The following is a 16,682-nucleotide window of genomic DNA, read 5'->3' on the forward strand; positions in this document are numbered from 1 at the left end:
CGTGACCTCGGTGTTCGATTGCGAGTGACTGACTCGTGCGAGACGGCGCACGCCTTGGCGTCTGAAGGCCGGAAGTGATGCTCCCTCAGGTGCATCCCGTTCGCTGCTCTGGCTGGCTGTGAACAGTGATGGTGCTGGTCATGCAGACCGATGCACCGTTCTGGGATTCGCTGGTGTTCGACGGGATCGACGATGTGGAGGTCGAGGCGGTTACGGTCGCGTTCGGCACGGTCGAGGTGGTGGCAAGAGGCCGCATGGCGGGGGCGGCGTGTCCGGACTGCGGCCGCTTCGCGGACCGGGTCCACGACCGTTACCAGCGCAGGCTGAAGGACCTTCCGCTCGCTGAGCAGGGCTTTGTGATCCGGCTTATGGTCCGGCGATTCATCTGCGGGTCGGCGGACTGTCCGCGCCGAACGTTCGCCGAGCCGTTCTCCCGGCTGGCCGCGCCGTACGCGCGGTTCACCACGCGGCTGAACCGCGCCCTGGAGCGGGTGGGGCTCGCCTTGGCGGGACGAGCCGGCGCTCGACTGGCGGCCCAGCCCGGCTTCGGTGCGGGACGGATGACCTTGTTACGCAGGGTCATGGCGTTGCCCGATCCGCGATTCAGTACTCCACGCGTGCTGGGCGTGGACGACTTCGCGATCCGTCGCGGCCAGACCTACTCCACCGTCTTGACCAGCATCGAAGACCATCGCGTGGTCGACGTGCTCCCGACCCGTGAAGCCGGGCCGCTGGCAGCTTGGCTGGACTGCCATCCCGGCGTGGAGATCATCTGCCGGGACCGGGCGGGTGCCTACGCCGAGGGCGCGCGGCGCGGTGCACCAGATGCTTTGCAGGTCGCCGACCGGTTCCATCTGTGGCAGGGCCTCGGCCGCGCCGTGGAGACCTGCGTCGCTGCCCACCGCGACTGTCTGCGCACGCCGGCGCCCAGCGGCACGCTGACGGAGGCCACCCGACCGACTTCAGGGGGATCGCAAGACGACGCGGAGCCCGTCGGCCGGCGGGCCGCGCGAAAGAAGGCCGCACACGCCCTGGTCCACGAGATGCTCGCCCAGGGGCACTCGCGCCGGGCGATCGCCCGGCATCTGGGCTGGGGCCTCAACACCGTCCTCCGGTACGCGAACGCCTCACGCTGGCAGGACACCATCCGCGAGAACCGGCCCCGGCCCAGCAGACTCGATCCCTACAAGCCCTACCTCGAACGACGATTCACCGAGGGATGCACCAGCGTCACCCGACTCCACGGCGAACTGGTCGCCGAGCAGGCTCCCGTCACCTACGGCATGGTCCGAGCCCACATCGCCAGCTTGCGCAGGGACCCGTCCGCCACACCGCCACGGCCAGCGACCGTACGGCAGGTGACCGGCTGGCTCACCCGCCACCCCGCCACCCTGAGTGAGGAGGACCGCATCGGCCTCAAGGACCTTTTGACCCGCCGTCCGGAACTGGACACGGCTGCCGGACATGTCCGCGACTTCGGCGAGGTGCTCACCGACCGCCTCGGCGCCACGCTCCCTGCCTGGATCGACGCAGCCGAAGCCAGCGAGCTGCCCGGGCTCACTGGCTTCGCGCTCCACCTGCGGCGAGACCTCGACGCCGTGATCGCCGGCCTCACCCTGGACTGGAGCTCGGGTAGCGTCGAGGGAGCCGTGAACCGCATCAAGAAGATCAAGAGACAGCTCTACGGCCGAGCCGGCTTCCACCTGCTCCGGAAGATGATCCTGCTGCAGTAGCGCCTCGCAGTGGCTATTCGAGGTGCGACTCCCGATACCTTTCCTCAGGCTGTTCCTCCCAGTGAAAGCGGGCAGCCACGTCCGGCTGCGCGACTTGCAGGACAGGGAGAGGCGGCAGCGATGTCATGCCTTGGCATCGGGCATGCCGCTGGTGACGACGATCGCCGCCACGTCGCCGGTCTTCGTGCGGCCCAACCAGACGACGCCGCCCGACTCGGCCCCGAACGTGACCAGATCGGCTTGCTGCGACTCATCGCGTACCCGTTCGCACCCGTCGGCCAGCTGCTCAGAATCGCGCGGGGCAGGGACCCCGTCTATGAACGTGCGAAACGGTGCGGACAAGGTCGTCCACGCGCCTGCATCGGCGAAGCAGCCGACATTAGCATCGGAGAAGAAGCGGGGCTCCTCGCCCGGCTGAAGCCGGGCGATGTCGTCCTCGACACTCAGGCCCATCTCCCATCCGACGACAGGGTCGTCGCTGATGCACAGGCGCGTCGCGGCGCACTCAATACCGTCGACATGCTCGCCCATGAACTCGTACGGGCCTGCCGTCCACGCGATCTCTACCCGGTAGACGCCCGAGGGAATGCGCACCGCCAGCTCCCGCGGGGGCCTGGTCGGCAGCCCCCTCTGGTACTCCCAGACCTGGTCGTCGTGCCATGGCGCATCGACGACAAGCCGGCCGCTCGGTACGCGGATCGTCGTCAGCTCCTCGATGCCCGTCACGACTACCGGCGTCATCGGATCGTCGTACACCGTCCCAAGGTGAGCACCGGGCGTGAAAGCCGCCTCCAAGTACCAGGTGGCCTCAGGCCCGGCTGCCAGCCGCGCGTCCCTTACCCACTCCATGTCTCACTCCCTCCTCGCCACCCGGCCGGGCGGTCAACCGAAAGCTACGTGGGCCCGCTGGCATCGGCACTTCTTGCATCGTCGCAATCCGTGATCGCTCCCCAAGATCTGTGCCAGAACCTGACTCTCAGCGACAAAGCCAGGCTCAGCAACACCAGGAGCAGGCGCGACGAACTCGACCAGGCGCAGCGCGCCGGCCTCGCCGAACTCGGCGTGGAATGGGCGCAATAGAAGGCCGATGTTCCTCGTGCTGGTGCTGCCGGAGCTTGACCGGCCAGGCCGTCATCACCACCGCGACCACACCCTCCCTCCTGGAACCGGAAGGCCAGGCGCAGGCCGGACTCGGCTACCAGGGCGGCAGCGGCAGCCCCGCTGCGCGCCTCGGCTCCAGGAAGTCGGTGCGGAAGATCTCCAAGGAGGCCCTGAGCAGCGGAATACCTACCTCCGCGCCGAGGTGGACCAGCGTGGCCGTCTCCTCGTCCATCCGGAACTCCAACAAGAGGGCGCCACCCCCGGCAGCAGTCATCTCCACGACTTCCAGTGCGTCGAAGTCGTCGCTCCCGAGCACTGTGAGGGCGGCGTACTCCCGGCCCTCCACGGAGAAAAACCTCATGTCCGTCCCCCTGCCGTGACCGCGCTCCCTCGGCACCTCGTCCCCCGGGAATCGTACGGCCTGCTCACCGGCCGCATCCCGCTCCCCTGACAGGGGCGGCCTGCTGTCGGTGGGCAGGGACGGCGGCTTCGGCCTGGGCCTTCCGGCCGAGGGCTGCGGTGACGGGGGTGGTGGTGGAGCGGGAGCGGGAGCGGGCCGCCATCGGGGAGACCCACAACCGGGACGCGGACGCGGGCCGCGCGGTCAGCGGCGTGGTCGGGGACGGGAGGGTCGCGTCCCCGAGGCGGCTTACCAGGGCCGTGCCTGTGGCCTGCATCCAGGAGGTAGCCCCGAAAGCGACTGGCCAGCTGTCCGGGACCGGCTACTTCAGCCGCCGCGGACCTGGAAGAGGTAGAGGGTGGCGGTGCCCCGCAGCCGGTCGGGCAGCGGTACTCGGGGGAGGCTCCGGTGGCCAGGATCTCGAAGCGTGCTGCGCGGTGTCGTACTCGGGCGGCGAAGGCCGAGGGGAAGCGAGCCACGTTCCGTGCCTCCCCGACCGTGCCTGGGGCGGGCAGCGAGAAGGAGCGGGTCGTGGTCTGCGCGTGCACCCTGCACAGCCCTCGACGGCCGCCTCCCCACCCTGCGCACCACCCGGGCTTTCGCCCCCACTCACACCGGTGTTGCGCTGTGGATGAAAGGCCTTGGCCGTCGATCGGTGCCAGGGCTAGCTTTGCCGCCATGCGCGAGTTGATCACCGACGACCGTCGAACGTTGGCAGTGGAGGAATGGGGCGACCTCACCGGGAAGCCGGTCGTCTACCTACACGGCAGCCCGATGAGCCGACTCTCCCGATACCCGGACGATTCCCTGTTCCACGAGCTCGGCGTCCGGCTGATCACATATGACCGGCCCGGGTTCGGGGGCTCCACACCGAAGCCGGGGCGTCGGGTCATCGATGCCGCCGCTGATGTCGCCACCATCACCGCCGCACTCGGCCTGCACCGCTTCGCGGTGTTCGGGGTGTCCGGGGGCGGCCCGCATGCCATGGCTTTCGCTGCCCGGTATCCCGAACGGGTGACACGGTTGGGGGCGCTGGCGAGCCCGGCGCCGCGTGACGCGGCCGGGCTGGACTGGACCGCCGGCATGAGCGAAGGAAACCGCCGCAGTGCCGCCGTGGCGTTGACCGGGAGGCAAGACGTCACGGAACACCTGGCGAATCTCGGAACGGCCAATTTCCCGACGCTGCCGGAGATCGAACAGGCGGTCCTTTCGCGACCGGAGATCAGCGCGATGATGGGACCGGCGTTCGCCGAAGCGGTCCGGCCGGGGCTGGACGGCTGGGTGGACGACGTCACCGCCATCTTCGGCACGGAATGGGGGTTCAACCCGGCAGCCATCACAGTTCCGACGCGGATCTGGCACGGTGGCCTCGACACCCTGGTGCCTCCTGCGCATGGCGAGTGGCTCGCCGCACGCATGCCGACCGCGATGCTGATCAGACAAGCCGATGCCGGGCACGGCGGCCACTTCGACGCCACCCCCGCGATGCTCGCCTGGCTGATCAGCGACATCAACGACGAGGCCCACGCCCCCGGAAGCTGACCTCAAGATCACGAGTGCTCCTGACCGCGCTGCTCGCAGCCTCGGGATGCGTCACCGTCCACCCCGTCCCCGCCTCAGCGATTGCGGTCAAGTACGACCACGTCGTCGCCCATGCCGATGACGAGACCTTGGCCGACGGCGGTCATGCACTGGGCCCGCGTCGGCAGCGCGACCTTCTCCCGGAGCCGGGCCGGCGCGAGATCCCAGACGTGGACCGTACCGCTGCCGTCCAAGGTGATGGCGTCCGTACGGTCGTCCTGCGTGGTGCAGGCCACCGCGAGAACTCCTGACCGGTGTCCCGCAAGGGTGGACCGCAGGGTGCCGTCCGTCAGATCCCACACTTGTACTGCGGTGTCGTTCCCGCCCACGGTCAGCGCGTGGGGACGGCCCTCCAGGACGGTGCCGGCAAGTGCCCGTATCCAGTGGTGCCCTGTGTGGACGGTGGCGGTGACGCGTCGGCCCTTCTCCGTGAGCCTCCACAGCCGCAGTGCGGCGTCATCGCTGCCCGTGACGAGGTGGGGGCGGCCGTCGACGGTGACGGGCTCCATGGCCCGCCCCGCCGACCGGGTGCGGTCGCTGTGGAGCGGGTGCTCCACATCCTCGGCCAGATCCCACACGCGTATGGTGCGGTCCTGGTCGGAGGTGACCACGCGGGGACGGCCGTTGACGTCCGCCCACGCCACGGTCTCCACCCGGAGGTCGGGTCCGGGAAGGTCCCGAAGCACGGTCCCTGCGGCGAGGTCCCAGACCCGGGCGACGCCGCAGCAGCCTCCGACGGCAGCGTAGGGGCTGTCGTGGACCGTTGTGCACGCCAGCGCCTCCACACGGTGCCCGTGGGGCAGGGTGCCTCGTTCCGTCCCATCGGCCAGGTCCCAGACCCGTATTGTGGTGTCGCCTCCGGTGACGACATGCGGACGGCCGTCGATCTCCACGGCGCCCACGGCCTGCACGGTCCCGGTGTGGCCCTTGTGTCCTGCGGGCAGGGCGGCGTCACCCAGGTCCCATACGCGCGGGGGCGCGGAATGGCCGCCGCTCACAGCGTACGGGCGCCCGTCGATCGCCGTGCTGGCCAGCACGTCCACATAGCCGTGGTGTCCGGTCAGGACGGCGCGCTCCGTGTCCTCGGCCAGATCCCACACGTGCACCGTGCAATCACCGCCGGCGGTCAACACGTGGGGGCGTCCACCAAGTTCGAAGCAGCTCACGGCAGATATCCACGAGGTGTGCCCGCCCAGCACCGCGCGCTGCGAGCCGTCGGTCAGGCACCAGACCCGTGCCGCGTGCTCCCCGCCGCTCCCGGTGATGGCGTGGGGGATGCCGTCGATCATCGTGCAGGCCACCGCATAGACGGCCGACGTGTGACCGGTGAGCACGGCCCGCTCGACGCCGTCCTCCAGGTCCCACAGCCTCACCGTGTTGTCATAGCCCCCGGTCACGGCCACGGGCCGGCCGGCGACCTCGGTGAACGCCACCGCTCGTACTTCCTCGGTGTGGCCGGGCATCCGCGCACGTTCCGACCCGTCGACCAGGTCCCACAGCCGGACCAGGCAGTCCTCTCCCGCAGTGACGGCGTGCGGCCTACCGTCGATCACCGTGCAACCCACCGCGTGTATCCAGCCCTTGTGACCTCCGAGGGCGAACCGCTCGGCCCCGGTATCCAGATCCCACACCCGTAGGCTGCCGGAGCAGGTTCCTGTGACGACATGGGGACGCCCGTCGATCTCGACGCAGTCCAGTGCGTAGACCCCGTCGTCCTCAGTGATGACAAGGCGTTCGGTTCCGTCGACCAGGTCCCACACCCGGACGTTCGCGTCGTAGCAGCCGGTCACCGCGTGGGGACGCCCGTCGATGACGGTGCACGCGGCGGCGTCCACGCCCAATCCCGTCTTGGTGAAGCGCAGCGCTGGATGAACCATCGTGCCGGTCGCCCAGCGCGGCCGCCACGGGCGGGCGCGAGACAGCTCCAAGGCGGGCCCGGTCTCACCGTGGCGAGCGGCATCGACGGCGAGGATGTCCCGCCTTTCGGGCAGGCTCGCGGTGGCATGGACGTGGACGGATGCTCGGTAAATACTCCGCCGCACCGTCCCCTGCGACGAGCCCGGGATGTTGAGCGCGCGGAGCAGCCCCTGTGGGGCCGCGTGCACCAGATACTCGGCGTCCTCGAGTATGTCGTCCAGGGCACCAGCCGCGGCGGCGTGGGCGGCGAGATGGTCGACGATGTACGGTGCGGCAGCCGGCCAGTCGCGGTGCCCGTTGTCCCCGTCAAGGGGCACCTCGGCCAGCAATGCGCTCGTGACCGCCCGTTGCGTCTGCCGCTCGCCCGAGCGAGCTCCTCGGGCACGCAACCGGTAGGCCACACCCTCCGGTGTCTGAGTCTCGACCAGGAGTTCGCCCGCCCGGTCCCGGAACACGCTCACGTCCTGAGCCGTCCACGGGTGACCCGACAGGGCGCGTGCCAGGACCACCCACAGGGTGAGTGGCAGACCCACGCCTTCGGCGAACGCCAACGGCAGCAACAGCGCGGCTTCGTCGTCGGAATCCAGCGTCTGCCCGACGGCCCTGTCGCCGTTCGCCATCGCCACACGCTCCTCGCAGCCCGTTCACGACCCCGTCCCTCCCCACTGCGGGGGGACGGGTCACCAACCTGGCCACGGATGCTACAGACAGCCACTGACATTGATACTCGTAGCGGGTTCCGGTGGTCGTGGCTCTGCCACTGACTGACGCCCTGCTGGGCTGTCTTCCCGCTGTACCGTCCGGCTGCCGGGGCCCGTTCTTCATGGCTCCGGCCAGGTGGAACACGACCTGATAGAAGCTTGGCCAGAAGCCCCCTCGATGTCCTGTCCGCCCCGTCCGGACCGGCAAACCCGGCCCGCCACTGCTGCCTCTCCTCCCCACCGCCACGGCCCGGCCAGGACTTGTCCGGCCGATCACGCCGCTCGTTAGGCCGGCGCCCAGGGAGGCTGCGGCTGTGATGGGTGCCGGGGAGATGAGCCGGACTGAAGCGGTCGCGCTCGTGCAGCGGGTCATGGATGCGGACTATGCGTCCGAGGACGAGGCGGACGGGTGGCTGGACGGGCTTGACAGAGCCCTGGCCTGTCCATCCGGCCACGTCAGCGGCCTGATCTTCTGGCCGCCAGAGCGAGAGCTCTCTGCCGATGAGGTGGTCGACCAGGCATTGGCCTATCGGGCGATCGCGTTGTGACACACGCGCTCAGGTGCGAAGCCGGATAACGAGGGCTGCTACGGTTGCGGGCCCGCGGAAGACATAACCGCGCTGGTCGTAGCGGGTGGCCACGGCTCTGGCGTGCCTGAGCCGGTTGATCGCCCGTTCGACGGTGTTGCGTTTCTTGTACCGCTCTTCGTCGAATCCGGGTGGCCGTCCGTCGCGTGAGTGCACCAGCAATGCAAGCCCCTGCGCGCCGACGAACTCGAGGAGCGGCGCAAGTCCCTGCTGGACGTGCCGGAGGCCGGGAGGCTCTGGGAGCCGGGTGAAGAGGCATGGGAGGCCGAGCTCGCCGCGCTCCGCTCCTACCGGCGGGCCACCGGACACCTCGCACCCCGACACGACGCCGTGGGGCGAAGACGACGAGACGGTGCCCATCGGACAACACATGGCCAACCTCCGACGCAAGGATGCCAAGGCTGGCGCATTACTCCCCGACATCGCACCCGCCGTGCTCATGGACGGCGACGACATCGGCAAGTGGCTCCAGCAGCAGAAACAGCCAGCCACCTCGACCCGGCTCCTGCCCGAGCAGCAGGAGCGGCTGACCGAGCTCGGCGTACAGCCCGACCAAGCGCCCTCTCCCACCCCGGCGGCCGGTTGTACGGCGAAGGGGTCCGAGCAAGGCACAACAGGTGTTCCAGCAGGGCCTGACGGCCCCCACGCAGTGGGTGGAGCGGGAAGGCGCGAGTCGGCCGGTCCCAAGGGCTCACGGCGAGGAGATCGCGGTCGACGGCGAGACGGAGCCGGTGATGGTGATGGTGATGGTGAAGCTGGGCGTGCGGGTCTCCAACCCCAAAACCCGACGCGACGAACTCACCACCGGCCGGCTCGCCGCCCTCGCGAAGCTGGGCGTGGACTGGGCGTGACACGCCACCTCGCTCGTCGTTGAGCTGGGAGGTCGGCGAAGTGGAGGCCCCGGGACGTCGTGACCCCCGGGGCCTTCGTCTTGCCTTCTGGCGCCGGACCCGCGGTGGAACGGGGGCCGCAGCACAGGTCCGCCGGTGGCTGCGGACCAGCGCTGGTCCCGGTCAGTAGTGCAACAGGGCTCGGGAGCGAGGCGGTGGGTGCTCCACGGTCCATCGACGTTCAATGTTCTGACCGGGCGGAAATACGGAGTACTCCAAGATGTACTGCGGAGCTGGTGCGTCTGCCCGTCCCACGGCTTGGGCTGACCCGGGCTGTTCGGCTCCCAAGCTTCCAGGTGTCGCACATGTCGCTGAAGCCGAGTGCCCACGGACGCGCTTCCAAGGTGAGCGCCAACGTGACGATGTTCTCGACGATGTAGCGCAGGTCGGGGTTGTTCTGCGCGAGCGTGTGCGCTTCCTGCGGGGGCCGGTGACGTCCGGCGCTTCGGTCTGCTGGTGGGTAAGCCGTTTCGAGCACCGAGAACGAGGCACGATTCCTGGACTGGTCGCGGACGCGGTCGTCGACGGTCGAAGTACGCGTCAGCTGACCCGAAGACCGACCGCCAGCGTCAGTTCAAGGACCCGGTGTGGCGATGCGAGATCCGGAAACAGCTCCCGCAGCTGCGACATCCGGTACCTGACCGTCTGGGGATGGACGAACAACGCCGCCGCCACCTCCTCCCGCCTGCCCTGGTGCAGCAGCCACGCTCGCAACGTCTCCTCCAGCCGCCGTGCCGTCGCGACAGGCAAGGTCCGCAACGGTGCGAGGGCTCGGGCACGCAGGTCTGCGAACGCGTCCACGTCGGCGCTCAGCACCAGCTCGGGCAGGTGGTCCTCGGTGTCGCGAATATCGGAGGAGACGGAGCGCGCGCGTACGGCTCGTGCGTACGAGGCGGACGCACGAGTCCACGGCCGGGCCGGGCCGACCACGGCGGTGCGGTCGGTCAGCTGCCGCAAGAGATGTGATCGGTCGGCATCGGGGACGAGCAGCACACCGGTGGCGTCCGGCAGATCGTCGAGGACGAGGGTGCCCGGGTCGAGCGTGCGGTAGGCAGGCCGGGCCTGGGCGGCGGGCAGCAGGACCGCGGTCAGCGAAACCGGAGGCTGCCACCCGGCCCGTTGAACAGAGGCCAGCAGCACGTCCGGGCTCGCGTCGGCGAGGAGGTCGCGGGCCAGGTGTTCCAGGTGGCGCTCGTGGGCCCTGCCCCGGGCGGCCAGTTCGTCGGCGTGGCCCGCGGCGCTCGCGGCGGACAGCTCGTCGATGTAGGCGAAGGTCAGCTCGGCGAACTTGGCGACCTCGGCGGCGGGCAGACCTACGGGTACGGCACCCGCTGCCAGGCATCGCCAGGCCACGCGGGCGCCGACGCGGTAGGCGCTGAGCAGGGCGTCCATCGAACGGCCGTCGCGCACCTCGCCGCGGCCCAGCTCGTAGGCTGCGTCACCGCCGTCGCCGCCCGTGGCGTTCCCGCTCGCGAGGTCCAGGTAGTGCCCCAGGGCGGTACGGACGGACCGGCGGATGGTGGCACCCATGCGGCCCGAAAGAGCGTTGGCGTAGGGAGGGACCTCGTCGATGATCGCCTGGACGACCTCGTCGGCGGTGGTCTTCAGCGCTGCTCGAAGTGCGGTGACCGTCGTCTCATCCAGGGCCAGTTCGCCGGCCCTCCGGATTGCATGGCTCACGATTTTGTTCCCTGCGCACAATTCAGCCGATCAGATTTACGTCCTGCGGTCAGGACTTTACCCCTTGAGGCGCAGCAAGCTGGAGTCATGACGAGTACAGCCCTCCGCAGCAGGGCGTGGAAACTGCTGGAAATGGTCACGACGCCGCTGCTGCCGTCGGACTACCTCGACCTGGTCAGCCCGCTGCGTGCGGGCGCTGACCTGCGTGGGCGCATCGAGGCCGTGCACCCCGAGACGGGTGACGCCGCGACTGTCGTGATCAGGCCGGGACGGGGCTGGCGCGGCCACACAGCCGGTCAGTACGTGCGGATCGGAGTCGACGTCGACGGGGTGCGCCTGTGGCGTGCCTACTCCATCACCTCGCCGACGGACCGCCAGGACGGCCGCGTCACGATCACCGTGAAGGCGATCCCGGACGGAAAGGTCAGCAACCACCTGGTCCGCAAGGCGAAGCCGGGCACGCTGATCCAGCTCGACCAGCCGACCGGTGACTTCGTGCTGCCGCAGGCCAAGCCCGCCAAGGTGCTCTACCTGACGGCCGGCAGCGGCATCACGCCCGTGATGGGCATGCTGCGCGACATCGAGCTCGACGACGTCGTCATGGTCCACTGCGCGCCACAGCCGCAAGACGTGATCTTCCGCAACGAACTGCACGACCTGGTCACGGGCAAGAAGCTGCGGCTCACCGAGGTGCACACCGACACGGACGGCAAGCTCGACATCGCCCGTCTCGACGAACTCGTGCCCGACTGGGCCGAGCGCGAGACCTGGGCTTGCGGGCCCGCAGGCCTGCTCGACGCCGCCGAAGAGCACTGGACCGAGCACGGCGTACAAGAGCGCCTGCATACCGAACGCTTCCGCCCTGGCATCGTCGTCGCCGGCGACGGCGGCGAGGTCACGTTCAGCGCCACCGGCAAGACCGTCGACGCCGACGGCGCCACGCCGTTGCTGGACATCGGCGAGGAGGCCGGCGTGCTCATGCCCTCCGGGTGCCGCATGGGCATCTGCTTCGGCTGCGTCACGCCGCTCAAGGCGGGCGCCGTCCGCGACCTGCGCACCGGCGAGATCACCGAGGCCGAGCCGGGCGTCCTCATCCAGACCTGTGTGTCCGCCGCGGCGGGCCCCTGCGACATCGAACGGTAGGAGCACCTTGACCGCCATCGACCCCACCGCCCACCTGACCGCGGAGCAGATCGAGGAACTCGGCCGCGAGCTGGACGCGATCCGCGACGAGGTGATCGCCGACCGCGGCGAGAAGGACGCCGCCTACATCCGTAAGGTCATCTCGGCGCAGCGCAAGCTCGAGCTGGTCAGCAGGGGCGTACTGCTGTTCTCGATCTTCCCGCCCGCGTGGCTGATCGGCACCGCCGGTCTGTCCGTTGCGAAGATCATGGACAACATGGAGATCGGCCACAACATCCTGCACGGCCAGTGGGACTGGATGCGGGACCCGAAGATTCACTCCACCACCTGGGAGTGGGATCACGTCTCGCCGTCCGAGCAGTGGAAGCACTCGCACAACGAGCTGCACCACACGTACACCAACGTGATCGGCAAGGACAACGACCTCGGCTACGGCATCATGCGCGTCGACGAGGACCAGAAGTGGCACCCGTTCCACCTCGGCCAGCCGCTGTGGAACTTCCTCAACGCCTGCTTCTTCGAGTACGGCATCGCAGCGTACGACCTGGAGCTCGGCAAGAACCTGCACAAGCGTCGCCGCAAGAACCCGGAATTCCGCGCGCGGGCCAAGGCCGTGGGGCGCAAGATCCGCAAGCAGGTGCTCAAGGACTATGTGATCCACCCGCTACTGTCGGGCCCGTCGTTCCTCCCCACGCTCGCCGCTACGTTCACCGCCAACCTGGTCCGCAACATCTGGTCCCATTCGGTGATCATGTGCGGGCACTTCCCCGAGGGCGTACAGGTCTTCGAGCGCCGGTCGATCAAGGGCGAGACACGCGGCCAGTGGTACCTGCGCCAGATGATGGGCTCGGCGAACATCAGCGGCAGCAAGGCCATGCACTTCATGACCGGCAACCTGTCGCACCAGATCGAGCACCACCTGTTCCCGGACCTGCCGAGCAACCGGTACGCCGAGGTCGCGGTGAAGGTGCGCGCGCTGTTCGAGAAGTACGAGCTGGAGTACGTCACCGGGCCGCTCCCCAAGCAGGTGTTCTCCGCGTGGCGCAAGGTCTTCCGGCTCTCACTGCCGAACAAGAAGCCCAAGGTCAAAACGCCGGACCGCGAGCAGGAGCTCGTCGCGGCCTGATTCCCGGTATTGGTTCAGATCTTTCGGCCGGACCGGCGGCACCGCCGGTCCGGTCAGCCGCGGTCGAACAGGTCTGCGCCTGCCGACCGGTGCCTTCCTCGCGGCGTGCTGGTGATGTGGTATCTGCCCGCGTGCTGGGGTTCGACGAGGGGTGCGGCGGCCTGTGCGGCTCCCGCCATCGACAGCGTGAGGAGGAGGGAGGGCGGAGGCGACCAGTGCGGCGGCAGAGGTCATACGCGTGCGACAGTCCTTCGACAGATGTCGGCGAGGCGAGGGCCCCATCATTGGCGAGGCCTGGTGATGCCGCACGCGGGCAGGCGATCGAGACCGGCCGATAGTCAGTGGCGTCTGGCCCGGCTGCCCTTCTTGTTCTGCCGGCCGGCCTGTGAAGACGGCGGTGGAGTATCGCCGAACCCTGATCGGAGATACATAAAGAATTTATATAACACTGCTATGCTTCAGGCATGAGTCGCCGCCGAGACGCCGCGCACGGCGCTTCCGATGCCATCGGGTCAGCCCTCTACGGTCTGGCCACCAGGGCCGTGAGACGCCTTCCCCGCGACATGAGCCTGGCGTCCGCCGCCACCTTGGCCACCCTGGACAAGACCGGCCCGCGACGGATCACCGATCTGGCGGTGGCCGAGGGCGTCACCCAGCCCGCGATGACCGTCCTGGTCCGGGTGATGGAGGAATCCGGGCTGGTCGAGCGGAAGGGCGATCCGTCCGACAGGCGGGTCACGCTGGTGTGCCTGACCGAGGCCGGCGCGTCGTACGTCCGGACGCGACGCCAGGCGGGCGTCGACGCGTACGCGCGGTTGATCGACGAACTCACCGGTGACGAGGTCGAGGCCTTGGCAGCGGCCCTTCCGGCGCTGCTGCATCTGGCGGAGCTCGAAAGCCACGCCCGAGAGGAGTCGGACCGGTGACCGCGGCCCAGGCTCATGACCAGCCCATGAGCACTGCCCTGATACGTTCCGAGGCACGTCTGCTGGTCCCCGCCCTGACGTTCATCGCCCTGGTCGTGGCGGCGGTCGCCAGCCTCGGGACGCCGCTCATCACCAGCGTGGCGACCACGTTCCACGTCTCCCTCGACAGCGCGCAGTGGACGCTGACCATCGCCCTGCTCAGCGGCGCCGTCGCCACACCCGTCCTCGGCCGGCTCGGAGCCGGTCCGCACCGGCGGGCCACGATTCTCGCCACGCTGGCGATCGTCGTCGTCGGCAGCGCGCTCACCGTGCTGCCGTTGCCGTTCGCCTGGCTGCTCGTGGGCAGAGCGGCCCAAGGCGTCGGACTCGGTCTCACGGCGCTGATGATGGGCGTGGCCCGCGACCATCTTCCCGAGGAGCGCAGCGCGGCCACGATCGCCCTGATCTCAGTGGTCTCCATCATCGGAGCCGGCGTCGGCTACCCGCTGGCCGCGCTGCTCGCCGAGTTCGGCGGACTGCGGGCCGCCTACGGCCTCGGCCTGCTCGTCACCGCCATCGCCTTCGTGACCGCGTGGCGCTCCATGCCCGCAGCTCCCGAAGGCCGCTCCGCTCACGTGAACGTGGCCGGTGCGCTCGTCCTGGCGGGTGGACTGCTCCTCGTCCTGTTCCTGGCCGGCGGGAGGAGCCTGTGGAGCCGACACCTCGCCGTGGCGGTGACCCTTGCCGTCGCCGCCGTACTCCTGCTCTGCTTCTGGGCCGTTTCCGAACTGCGAACCAAGACGCCCCTGGTCGATGTCCGGGCGGTACGGCACCCGGCGGTCGCCGGGGCGAACATCGCCATGTTCGTCGGCGGGAGCGGCATGTACCTCCTGCTCACGCTCATCACCCGCTACGCGCAGACGCCGCACAGCGCCGGCTACGGCTTCGGACTGACCACCTTCGAGGCGGGGCTGGTCCTCATCCCGTTCTCCGTGCTGGGGTTCGTCGCCGGCAAGCTCACGCCGCGGGTTGGCGAACGGATCGACGGCCCCCTGCTCCTGGCCTGCAGCGCCGCCATCGTCGGCGGCGGGTTCGTCCTGTTCGCCACCGCCCGGTCCAACCTGGCCGAACTGCTCGCGGCCATGGGCGTGCTGGGCTTCGGCGTCGGCAGCTTCTCGGCCGCCATGCCCGGCGTCATCCTGGCCGTCACCCCCAGGAGCGAGACGTCGAGCGCCATGAGCTTCAACTACGTCGTCCGCAGCGTCGGGTACTCCCTGGGCAGCGCCGTCGGCGGTCTGGTCCTGGCCGCGGGCACCGCCGCGGGCCGCCTCTTCCCGAACGACGACGCCTACACGACCGCGGCGCTGGTCGGCGTCGCCGCGATGGCGATCACGACGACGGCCGGCCTCGCCCTCGCCCTCGCCCGCCGACGCTCACCCGAGACCAATCCGATCGCAGCCCCAGTCGGTGTGCCGGGCCTGGGCCGGTCGAGTCGAACCGGAAGCTGAGGATCGAAGCCGTCCGACTTCGACGCCGTCTCCGTCGGCTCGCTGACTCACAGCGCGCCGGCCATGGATCTGAGCATGCTTCCGAGCATGCTTCTGAGCATCAATTCCGAACACAGGAGGTACCGTGGTCAAGGGCTACTGGGTCAGCGCCTACCGCACCATTGCGGACCCCGAGAAGCTGGCTGCCTACAACAAGCTGGCCGGTCCAGCCGTCGAGGCCGCGGGCGGGCGGCTGCTCACCCGCGGCAGCCGGGTCGTCGCACACGACGCCGGAATCGCCGAGCGCACCGTCCTGATCGAGTTCGACAGCTTCGAACAGGCGGTCGCCGCACATGCGAGTGCGGCCTATCAAGAGGCGCTGGTCGCACTCGCTGACGGCGTCGAGCGCGACTTCCGCATCATCGAAGGCCTCGACTGACGATCGAGGCTGCGTCGGCGACGAACACGAAGCCGACTGCGGGGATCACCCCGGCTCGTCAGCGCGCCGCACCGTCGCGTCCTGGACGAGTGCGGTGTCCAGGACGTCGCGGCTCCCCCACGTCGCCGAGAACTTCGCCCCCGTCCACGGGTGCCCGGGCGCGGCCGCGGTCGCGGTCGCGGTGAGATGCTCGGCGACCTGCCGGACGGCGTCCGGGCGCAGCGGCACGGTGCGGCCGACCGCGTGCAGCCGGCCCGTCCTGGTCGTGGCGGCCGAGGATCAGGAGCTGCGGGCGGGTCAGGGTGCCGGTGATCGCGCCGACGATCGTCTCAGTGGTGTCCCGCCTCCTGATCTTGGTCCACCCCCGATACCCGACCGGATAGCGGCCGTTCAGGGGCTTGATCACGATCCCCACCACGCCCGACACGTCCGTCCAGGACTCCAGCCACTTCCTCGCCTTGGCCAGGTCCGTAGCCATCGGGCAGAGCGTCCACGGGGCCGTCAGCGCGTACTCGGAGAACAGGTTCTCCAGCAGGGCGCACCGCTCGGCGTACGGGCAGGCGAGGAGCTCTTGGCCGTCCAGCTGCAAGAGGTCGAAGGCGACGAAATAGGCCGGCCGCTGGGCGACCAGGCCGGCGGCGCCGCAGCTGCGGGTCGCGGCCCGGCGCTGCAACGCCTCGAACACCAACCGGCCCGCCTCGGCGTCCCGGACGACCAGTTCGGCATCGAGGATCAGGCCGTGCGGCAACTGCGCCTCGGCGGCCGCCACCAGGTCCGGCCACCGGTCCTGGACCAGCGCCCCGCGGCGGGACTGCGCCAGCACCGCCCCGCCCGGGCCGACCGTGTGAACAGCAGCGCCCGGTGACCGTCCAGCTTCTGCTCGTGCGCCACCCTCGCCCGCAATGCGGCCGGGCCCGGCACGGCCTCTGCGGCCCGCGCCGGCATCGGCTCCACCGGCGGCCTGAGCGTCACGGGAGCCTCCCTCACGGCTT

At 69.6% G+C, this 16,682-nt stretch carries 15 protein-coding genes and 2 pseudogenes; 10 read left to right on the top strand and 7 right to left on the bottom strand.

The annotated features are described in order from the left end of the window. The first annotated feature begins 128 nt into the window (after positions 1 to 128). The gene (locus AB8A24_RS07465; RefSeq protein WP_369475197.1) at positions 129 to 1,733 is read left to right on the top strand and encodes an ISL3 family transposase; all 1,605 of its coding nucleotides are present in this window, start codon (positions 129 to 131) and stop codon (positions 1,731 to 1,733) included. 123 nt (positions 1,734 to 1,856) lie between these two features. Here the strand turns inward: AB8A24_RS07465 and AB8A24_RS07470 are convergent, their stop codons facing one another. Continuing rightward, entirely contained in the window at positions 1,857 to 2,489 is a 633-nt protein-coding gene (locus AB8A24_RS07470; RefSeq protein WP_328959808.1) for a DUF4241 domain-containing protein, read from the bottom strand. 183 nt (positions 2,490 to 2,672) lie between these two features. Between AB8A24_RS07470 and AB8A24_RS07475 the strand changes: the two genes are divergently transcribed. Then, on the top strand, positions 2,673 to 2,813 hold the full coding sequence (locus AB8A24_RS07475) for a hypothetical protein (RefSeq protein ID WP_328959809.1): 141 nt from the start codon (positions 2,673 to 2,675) through the stop codon (positions 2,811 to 2,813). A 115-nt stretch (positions 2,814 to 2,928) separates the two neighbouring features. Here the strand turns inward: AB8A24_RS07475 and AB8A24_RS07480 are convergent, their stop codons facing one another. Together AB8A24_RS07480 and AB8A24_RS07485 are read right to left on the bottom strand one after the other, a co-directional pair. Next, on the bottom strand, positions 2,929 to 3,195 hold the full coding sequence (locus tag AB8A24_RS07480; RefSeq protein WP_369475178.1) for a hypothetical protein: 267 nt from the start codon (positions 3,193 to 3,195) through the stop codon (positions 2,929 to 2,931). Positions 3,196 to 3,259: 64 nt separating this feature from the next. After that, positions 3,260 to 3,511, bottom strand: a complete 252-nt coding sequence (locus AB8A24_RS07485) for a hypothetical protein (protein ID WP_369475179.1) — start codon at positions 3,509 to 3,511, stop codon at positions 3,260 to 3,262. Between the two features lie 401 nt (positions 3,512 to 3,912). On the opposite strand from AB8A24_RS07485, the gene AB8A24_RS07490 reads away from it, so the two are divergent. Further along, positions 3,913 to 4,776 (top strand): alpha/beta fold hydrolase, encoded by an 864-nt coding sequence (locus tag AB8A24_RS07490; protein WP_369475180.1) that lies wholly within the window; start codon positions 3,913 to 3,915, stop codon positions 4,774 to 4,776. Positions 4,777 to 4,850: 74 nt separating this feature from the next. Here the strand turns inward: AB8A24_RS07490 and AB8A24_RS07495 are convergent, their stop codons facing one another. Further along, on the bottom strand, positions 4,851 to 7,352 hold the full coding sequence (locus AB8A24_RS07495) for a WD40 repeat domain-containing protein (RefSeq protein ID WP_369475181.1): 2,502 nt from the start codon (positions 7,350 to 7,352) through the stop codon (positions 4,851 to 4,853). Positions 7,353 to 7,750: 398 nt separating this feature from the next. Here AB8A24_RS07495 and AB8A24_RS07500 point away from each other — a divergent pair, with 398 nt between their 5' ends. After that, positions 7,751 to 7,981, top strand: a complete 231-nt coding sequence (locus AB8A24_RS07500; protein ID WP_369475182.1) for an e9imm peptide — start codon at positions 7,751 to 7,753, stop codon at positions 7,979 to 7,981. A gap of 9 nt (positions 7,982 to 7,990) precedes the next feature. Here the strand turns inward: AB8A24_RS07500 and AB8A24_RS07505 are convergent. After that, a pseudogene (locus AB8A24_RS07505) lies at positions 7,991 to 8,170 on the bottom strand (IS5/IS1182 family transposase); the annotation flags it as partial. Here AB8A24_RS07505 and AB8A24_RS07510 point away from each other — a divergent pair. Next, positions 8,171 to 8,871, top strand: a pseudogene (locus AB8A24_RS07510) (helicase associated domain-containing protein); the annotation flags it as partial. 579 nt (positions 8,872 to 9,450) lie between these two features. On the opposite strand, the gene AB8A24_RS07515 reads toward AB8A24_RS07510, so the two are convergent. Further along, entirely contained in the window at positions 9,451 to 10,590 is a 1,140-nt protein-coding gene (locus tag AB8A24_RS07515; protein ID WP_369475183.1) for a PucR family transcriptional regulator, read from the bottom strand. Positions 10,591 to 10,677: 87 nt separating this feature from the next. On the opposite strand from AB8A24_RS07515, the gene AB8A24_RS07520 reads away from it, so the two are divergent. The 5 genes from AB8A24_RS07520 (at position 10,678) to AB8A24_RS07540 (ending at position 15,690) form a co-directional block, all read left to right on the top strand. After that, positions 10,678 to 11,733 carry a ferredoxin reductase gene (locus AB8A24_RS07520; protein WP_369475184.1) on the top strand — a complete coding sequence of 352 codons (1,056 nt, stop codon included), beginning with the start codon at positions 10,678 to 10,680 and terminating at the stop codon, positions 11,731 to 11,733. Positions 11,734 to 11,740: 7 nt separating this feature from the next. Then, on the top strand, positions 11,741 to 12,859 hold the full coding sequence (locus AB8A24_RS07525) for a fatty acid desaturase (RefSeq protein WP_369475185.1): 1,119 nt from the start codon (positions 11,741 to 11,743) through the stop codon (positions 12,857 to 12,859). 464 nt (positions 12,860 to 13,323) lie between these two features. Then, on the top strand, positions 13,324 to 13,785 hold the full coding sequence (locus AB8A24_RS07530) for a MarR family transcriptional regulator (protein WP_328959818.1): 462 nt from the start codon (positions 13,324 to 13,326) through the stop codon (positions 13,783 to 13,785). A 26-nt stretch (positions 13,786 to 13,811) separates the two neighbouring features. Then, the gene (locus AB8A24_RS07535) at positions 13,812 to 15,272 is read left to right on the top strand and encodes an MFS transporter (RefSeq protein WP_369475186.1); all 1,461 of its coding nucleotides are present in this window, start codon (positions 13,812 to 13,814) and stop codon (positions 15,270 to 15,272) included. A gap of 124 nt (positions 15,273 to 15,396) precedes the next feature. After that, complete coding sequence (locus tag AB8A24_RS07540; RefSeq protein WP_328959820.1) at positions 15,397 to 15,690, top strand: DUF1330 domain-containing protein; 294 nt, start codon at positions 15,397 to 15,399, stop codon at positions 15,688 to 15,690. Between the two features lie 58 nt (positions 15,691 to 15,748). On the opposite strand, the gene AB8A24_RS07545 is transcribed toward AB8A24_RS07540, so the two are convergent. Further along, positions 15,749 to 16,513: a hypothetical protein gene (locus tag AB8A24_RS07545; protein ID WP_369475187.1), complete on the bottom strand. Its 765-nt coding sequence runs from the start codon at positions 16,511 to 16,513 to the stop codon at positions 15,749 to 15,751. Positions 16,514 to 16,682: the final 169 nt, after the last annotated feature.

The organism is Streptomyces sp. BF23-19, assembly GCF_041106355.1.
GTDB classification, from domain to species: Bacteria; Actinomycetota; Actinomycetes; order Streptomycetales; family Streptomycetaceae; genus Streptomyces; species Streptomyces virginiae_A.

What these genes read in the sequence shown, in the direction of transcription:
- AB8A24_RS07490 (WP_369475180.1), top strand. Translation starts at nt 3,913, where the DNA reads ATGCGCGAGTTGATCACCGACGACCGTCGAACGTTGGCAGTGGAGGAA.
- AB8A24_RS07500 (WP_369475182.1), top strand. Translation starts at nt 7,751, where the DNA reads ATGGGTGCCGGGGAGATGAGCCGGACTGAAGCGGTCGCGCTCGTGCAG.
- AB8A24_RS07480 (WP_369475178.1), bottom strand. Translation starts at nt 3,195, where the DNA reads ATGAGGTTTTTCTCCGTGGAGGGCCGGGAGTACGCCGCCCTCACAGTG.
- AB8A24_RS07495 (WP_369475181.1), bottom strand. Translation starts at nt 7,352, where the DNA reads ATGGCGAACGGCGACAGGGCCGTCGGGCAGACGCTGGATTCCGACGAC.
- AB8A24_RS07485 (WP_369475179.1), bottom strand. Translation starts at nt 3,511, where the DNA reads ATGCAGGCCACAGGCACGGCCCTGGTAAGCCGCCTCGGGGACGCGACC.
- AB8A24_RS07520 (WP_369475184.1), top strand. Translation starts at nt 10,678, where the DNA reads ATGACGAGTACAGCCCTCCGCAGCAGGGCGTGGAAACTGCTGGAAATG.
- AB8A24_RS07535 (WP_369475186.1), top strand. Translation starts at nt 13,812, where the DNA reads ATGAGCACTGCCCTGATACGTTCCGAGGCACGTCTGCTGGTCCCCGCC.
- AB8A24_RS07465 (WP_369475197.1), top strand. Translation starts at nt 129, where the DNA reads ATGGTGCTGGTCATGCAGACCGATGCACCGTTCTGGGATTCGCTGGTG.
- AB8A24_RS07530 (WP_328959818.1), top strand. Translation starts at nt 13,324, where the DNA reads ATGAGTCGCCGCCGAGACGCCGCGCACGGCGCTTCCGATGCCATCGGG.